Source organism: Isoptericola sp. NPDC060257 (genome assembly GCF_042726645.1).
GTDB classification, from domain to species: Bacteria; Actinomycetota; Actinomycetes; order Actinomycetales; family Cellulomonadaceae; genus Isoptericola; species Isoptericola nanjingensis.
This window is the reverse complement of record NZ_JBHXAW010000345.1, coordinates 1-4016: the sequence shown is the minus strand read 5'-3', so window position 1 is coordinate 4016 and position 4016 is coordinate 1. Positions and strand designations below refer to the sequence as shown.

Genomic DNA, 4016 nt, shown 5'->3' with positions numbered 1-4016 from the left:
CCACCGCACGGTGGCGCCCCGTCGTCATGCCCCGCTGGGGCGGGACCGACTGCTCAGAGGTCGTCGGGCAGGCAGCCGAAGGCTTCGTCGGCGCCCAGCGCGGCGGTGGCGAGCAGCCCCTCGAGGCCGGAGCCGTCGGGCACGGGGCGGGGATCGTCGACGACGACCCACAGCCCGTCCACGACGTCGTACTGCGCCTGCGGCCCCTCGGTCACGAGCGAGCGGACGGCCGCGACGAGCCGCTCGACCTCCTCGCCCGCCGTCCCGAGGCCCACCGACGCGCGCACGGCGCCGGCGTCGAACCCGAGGCGGCCGAGCAGGGGGTGGGCGCAGAACCGCCCGTCGCGCACGCCGATGCCGTGCTCCGCGGACAGGTACGCGGCGACGAGGCCCGGGTCGTACCCGGCGACGGTGAACGTGACGACCCCCACCGGGTCGACGGCGTCGTCCCACACGTGCACGACCTCGACGCGCTCGACCTCGCCCAGCCCGTCCACGAGCCGGCGCCGCAGGGCGTCCTCGTGCTCGCCGGCGACCCACGGATCGAGGGCGGCGAGCTCGTCGCACGCGGCCGCGAGCGCCACCGCGCCCACGACGTTGGGCGAGCCCGCCTCGTGCCGGGCGGGGCCCTCGTGCCACTCGGTGGTGGTGGTGCGCACCCGGCGCACGGCCCCGCCGCCGGCGAGGTACGGGGTGCCGGCGTCGAGCCAGTCGCGCCGTCCGACCAGGGCGCCCGCCCCGAAGGGCGCGTACGTCTTGTGGCCCGAGAAGGCGACGTAGTCGACGCCCGTCCCCGCGAGCGAGAAGCGGCGGTGCGGCACCAGCTGGGCACCGTCGAGCACGACGCGCGCGCCCGCTCCGTGCGCCGCGGCGACGACGTCGGCCACGGGCAGCGCCTCGCCGGTCACGTTCGACGCGCCGGTGAGCGCCAGCAGGGCGTAGGGGCGGCCCGCCGCGGCGGCGGAGCTCAGCTCCTCCTCGATCTCCGCGAGGGTGGCCGACACGGACGGCCCGCCGGTGACGACGGTCGCGTCGGTGACGCGCTGCCAGGGCAGCAGGTTGGCGTGGTGCTCGATGTCGAGCACGAGGACGCGGCCCGGCTCGCCGGTGGCCGGGTCGGCGGGCACGCAGCCCGCGAGCAGGTTGAGCGAGTCCGTGGTGTTGCGGGTGACGATCGTGAGGTCGTCCTCGCGGGCGCCGACGAACGCGCCGATCGTGCGGCGCGCCGTCTCGTACAGGGCGGTCGAGACCTGGGACAGGTAACCGGCGCCGCGGTGCACGCTGGCGTACAGCGGCAGCACGCGCGCGACCCGGTCCGCCACGGCCTGCAGGGCGGGCGCCGACGCCGCGACGTCGAGGTTGGCGTACGGCACCTGGCGGCCGTCGACGAGCGGCACGAGCGTGTCGCCGCCGACGACGGGCAGCACGGGGGCGACGTCGTGCACGGCGGCGGCGCGCGCGGCGGGCACCGCAGGCGCAGTGGTGAGCGTGGTCATGCGTGGTCCTCCTCGGTCGTGCCGGGGAGGTGGCTCCCCGCGCTTGCCCGCACGCCGGACGGCGCGGGGCCAGGTCGTCACCCGGGGCACCCCGCCGCGAGAGGAGGGTTGCCGGCCAGCGAGCCGGGGCTTCGCGCTGGCGCTCTTGACCTGCCGCCCATCGTGCGTGCGCAGCACCCCACGGTCAAGCGGAGCCCCGGCCCTTCTCACGATGCGGGCGCGTGGGACGCCGGCCGCGCGCCCCCTGGCACCGTCCTGCCCTCCGGCGCGCCCCCGCAGGCCCACGTCGGCGAGGGCGGCCGACCCGACGCGGGCGGACCGCGGGTCAAATGCCGGGGCCGTCGCGCCAGCCGAGCACGTTGTCCGCGCCCTGGGGGTAGGGCGCCTCGTACGGGCGCCCGCCCTCGGGGCGCGGCGGCGGCAGGTCGCGAGGGCGTTCCAGCGGCTCCTCCCGCTCGCGCCGGAACCAGCCCTTGATCGTGGCGAGGATGGCCATGGCGCGCCTCCTGTGGATGCGGTCATTTCCGGAACCTGACCGTGACTTTACCTTTCACGGAAGGCGGGCGCCCAGGGGACGCGCGGCGTTCGCCTCGCGAGACGGGGTGACCAGCACGCGGACGGCGGGCGTACGATCGCCAGGACCATCCCGAGCGGCCGAGTGACGTGGCACGTCGACGCCGCAGCAACCCGCGGGCCGGTCGCCGGCGACGGCGGCCGTACCGGACGAGGGTGCTACCGCCACGACCGATGGGAGGACTGCCATGAGCACCCAGATCGAACCCCGCCCCGCCGAGGGCTACGCCGGCGACCTCACCCCGCAACAGGCGTGGGACCTGCTCGCCGGCGACCCGGACGCCGTCCTGGTGGACGTGCGCACCGAGGGCGAGTGGCGCGCCATCGGCGTGCCCGACACCGCGACCGCCGGCAAGGAGCCGCTCTTCGTCGAGTGGGTGCAGGCGGGCGGGCGCCCGAACGCCGGCTTCCTCGCCGAGCTCGCCGCCGCGGGCGTCACCGCGGACCGACCGCTCGTCTTCCTCTGTCGCTCCGGCCAGCGCTCCATCGGCGCGGCGCGGCTCGCGACGTCGTCGGGCCTGGGCCCGGCGTACAACGTGCTCGAGGGCTTCGAGGGCGGTCCCGGTTTCGACGGCGTGCGTGACCGCGAGGGCTGGAAGGTGCGCGGCCTGCCCTGGGGCGCGTACGACGCCGCCGCGACGCAGCAGGCCGCGGAGCAGGCGCGATGAGCGACGCGCAGGTCCCGACCGGCCCGGGCGCCGACCCCACGACCTTCGGCGGCTCGCGCCCGCTGCCCGCCACGGTGCGGCCCGCGACGCTCGCCGTGCGCGGCGGGCACCGCCGCTCGGACTTCCAGGAGATGTCCGAGGGCCTGTTCCTCACCCAGGGGTACACCTACGGCTCGGCAGCGGACGCCGAGGCGGCGTTCGCCGGCGAGCGGTCCCAGTTCCTGTACTCGAGGTACGGCAACCCGACGGTGCACACGTTCGAGGAGCGGCTGCGCCTCATCGAGGGCGCCGAGGCCTGCTACGCCACGGCGTCGGGCATGTCGGCGGTGTTCAACACCCTCGCCGCGCTGGTCTCCAGCGGTTCGCGCATCGTGTCGGCGCGGGCCCTGTTCGGGTCGACGAACGTCATCTACGACGAGATCCTCGCCAAGTGGGGGGTGCGCGTCGACCTGGTCGACGGGCACGTGACCTCCCAGTGGGAGGAGGCCCTCGCCACGCCGGCCGACGTCGTGTTCTTCGAGTCGCCGTCCAACCCCATGCAGGACCTCGTCGACGTGCGGCGGGTGGCGGAGCTCGCGCACGCCGCGGGCGCCGTCGTCGTGGTGGACAACGTGTTCGCGACGCCCGTCCTGCAGAAGCCGCTCGAGCTCGGCGCCGACGTCGTCGTGTACTCGGCCACCAAGCACATCGACGGCCAGGGCCGTGTGCTCGGCGGCGCGATCCTCGGCTCGGAGGAGTTCCTCACCGGGCCGGTGCAGACGTTCGTGCGCAACACCGGCCCGTCGCTGAGCCCGTTCAACGCGTGGGTGCTGCTCAAGGGCCTGGAGACGCTCGACGTGCGCGTGCGCGCCCAGAATGCGGCGGCGCTGGAGGTCGCGACCGCGCTCGAGGAGCTCGACGGCGTGACCGGCGTGCGCTACCCGTTCCTGCCCTCGCACCCGCAGCACGAGCTCGCCAAGGCGCAGCAGTCGGGCGGCGGCACGGTCGTGACGTTCGACCTCGCGGTGCCCGAGGGCACCGAGCCGGCGGAGGCGAAGAAGCGGACGTTCGCGTTCCTCGACGCCCTGCTGGTCGTCGACATCTCCAACAACCTCGGCGACGCTAAGTCGATCATCACGCACCCCGCCACGACGACGCACCGCACGCTCGGCCCGGCGGGCCGCGCCAAGGTCGGCATCGCCGAGACCACCGTGCGGCTGTCGATCGGTCTCGAGGACCCGCGCGACATCGTCGAGGACGTGGAGCAGGCCCTGCGCGTCTGAGGATCCCAGGAATTCCC

Annotated in this window: 4 protein-coding genes and 1 riboswitch; of the genes, 2 read left to right on the top strand and 2 right to left on the bottom strand. The window is 75.4% G+C overall.

From position 1 onward, the window contains the following. Positions 1–53 precede the first annotated feature (53 nt). Both ACFWEK_RS19655 and ACFWEK_RS19650 read right to left on the bottom strand, forming a co-directional pair. Complete coding sequence (locus ACFWEK_RS19655; RefSeq protein ID WP_430555132.1) at positions 54–1496, bottom strand: aminotransferase class V-fold PLP-dependent enzyme; 1443 nt, start codon at positions 1494–1496, stop codon at positions 54–56. 34 nt (positions 1497–1530) lie between these two features. Beyond that, positions 1531–1647, bottom strand: a riboswitch (SAM riboswitch). A 174-nt stretch (positions 1648–1821) separates the two neighbouring features. Continuing rightward, on the bottom strand, positions 1822–1992 hold the full coding sequence (locus tag ACFWEK_RS19650) for a hypothetical protein (RefSeq protein ID WP_430555131.1): 171 nt from the start codon (positions 1990–1992) through the stop codon (positions 1822–1824). Between the two features lie 265 nt (positions 1993–2257). On the opposite strand from ACFWEK_RS19650, the gene ACFWEK_RS19645 reads away from it, so the two are divergent. Together ACFWEK_RS19645 and ACFWEK_RS19640 are read left to right on the top strand one after the other, a co-directional pair. Next, complete coding sequence (locus tag ACFWEK_RS19645) at positions 2258–2737, top strand: rhodanese-like domain-containing protein (protein ID WP_430555130.1); 480 nt, start codon at positions 2258–2260, stop codon at positions 2735–2737. Next, the gene (locus ACFWEK_RS19640) at positions 2734–3999 is read left to right on the top strand and encodes an O-succinylhomoserine sulfhydrylase (RefSeq protein WP_430555129.1); all 1266 of its coding nucleotides are present in this window, start codon (positions 2734–2736) and stop codon (positions 3997–3999) included. The genes ACFWEK_RS19645 and ACFWEK_RS19640 overlap by 4 nt, the downstream gene beginning before the upstream one ends. The last annotated feature ends 17 nt before the right edge of the window (positions 4000–4016 follow it).

What these genes read in the sequence shown, in the direction of transcription:
- ACFWEK_RS19655 (WP_430555132.1), bottom strand. Translation starts at nt 1,496, where the DNA reads ATGACCACGCTCACCACTGCGCCTGCGGTGCCCGCCGCGCGCGCCGCC.
- ACFWEK_RS19650 (WP_430555131.1), bottom strand. Translation starts at nt 1,992, where the DNA reads ATGGCCATCCTCGCCACGATCAAGGGCTGGTTCCGGCGCGAGCGGGAG.
- ACFWEK_RS19645 (WP_430555130.1), top strand. Translation starts at nt 2,258, where the DNA reads ATGAGCACCCAGATCGAACCCCGCCCCGCCGAGGGCTACGCCGGCGAC.
- ACFWEK_RS19640 (WP_430555129.1), top strand. Translation starts at nt 2,734, where the DNA reads ATGAGCGACGCGCAGGTCCCGACCGGCCCGGGCGCCGACCCCACGACC.